The organism is Mesorhizobium sp. M4A.F.Ca.ET.090.04.2.1, from assembly GCF_003999085.1.
In the GTDB taxonomy this organism is placed as follows: Bacteria; Pseudomonadota; Alphaproteobacteria; order Rhizobiales; family Rhizobiaceae; genus Mesorhizobium.
In genome coordinates this window covers 1-1,037 of record NZ_RZOT01000915.1, presented here as the reverse complement: position 1 = coordinate 1,037, position 1,037 = coordinate 1, and the positions used below count along the sequence as shown (strand labels likewise).

Genomic DNA, 1,037 nt, shown 5'->3' with positions numbered 1-1,037 from the left:
GTGCCGGACAGGCGCTTCGAGAGGCTTATCGAAAAGTAGACGACGCTACGTCCGCATGGCCTTCAGCTTTTCAGCCACTGACGCCGCGAGGTCGGGCGACGCCAATCCACTGGTTGACGAAGGTGAGCAGCACACCAGCTATGTAGATCGCCAGCGAAACCTTGCCCTTCCTGTCTTGGCCCACCGCCCTGGCAAAGGTCGTGTCCGCGCCGTGCAGGTGGCGCAGCTTGGTTACCAGGATCGTGTAGGCGACGGCGCAGAGCGCCAGGTCGGCGCCGTAGACGGCGACCGGCACCGGCGCGAAATGGTTCTCGCCCATGAAAGCGGTCGTCACCGGCATCAGCGACAGCCAGAACAGAAGGTTGAGGTTCGCCCACAGGACATATCCGTCGACGCGCTGCACGGTGTGGAACATGTTGTGCAGATTGTTCCAGTAGATGCCGACATTGATGAAGGACAGGACGTAGCTGAAGAAGACCGGCCACAACGGCGCGAGGGTGGAAAAATCCTCGCCATGCGGCACCTTCAGCTCCAGCACCATGATGGTGATGATGATGGCGACGACGCCATCGGTGAATGCTTCGACCCGTCCTTTGCCCATCGATTCTCCCCTTGAACAGGCGAAGGGTACGAGAGGATTTCGCGTGGCGCCATACTGACCATCCTGTCAGGAGCGTATTGGGCGAGCGGAACGGCCGTCACCATCTGCACGTTAGGCGGGCATTCCCCAAAAAGAAGGACGTCGAGATGACGACCTACGCTCAAGCCATGACGCGCGACAATGAATTCGGCGGCGGCGCCGCGACCACCGCCGTCGCCGCCATGAGCGCGGCGCTGTTTGCCGGAAGCACGGTACTGACGCCGCTCTACGTCATCTACAAGCAAGCCTTCGGCTTTTCCCAGATGACGCTGACGCTGGTCTATGCCGTCTACGTCGTCGGCAATCTGGCGGCGCTGCTGGTGTTCGGACGGCTGTCGGATGCCATCGGCCGCCGCCCGGCCGCCCTGGCGGCGATGGCGACCGCCCTTGTCAGTGC

The 1,037-nt window shown here is 62.2% G+C and carries 2 protein-coding genes; one reads left to right on the top strand and one right to left on the bottom strand.

Annotated elements, in window-relative coordinates; genetic code table 11:
- Positions 1-70: 70 nt before the first annotated feature.
- Positions 71-601: a TMEM175 family protein gene (locus EN781_RS33125; protein ID WP_127400758.1), complete on the bottom strand. Its 531-nt coding sequence runs from the start codon at positions 599-601 to the stop codon at positions 71-73.
- A 146-nt stretch (positions 602-747) separates the two neighbouring features.
- On the opposite strand from EN781_RS33125, the gene EN781_RS33120 reads away from it, so the two are divergent.
- A partial coding sequence (locus EN781_RS33120; protein WP_127400757.1) for an MFS transporter occupies positions 748-1,037 on the top strand: 290 nt, incomplete at its 3' end.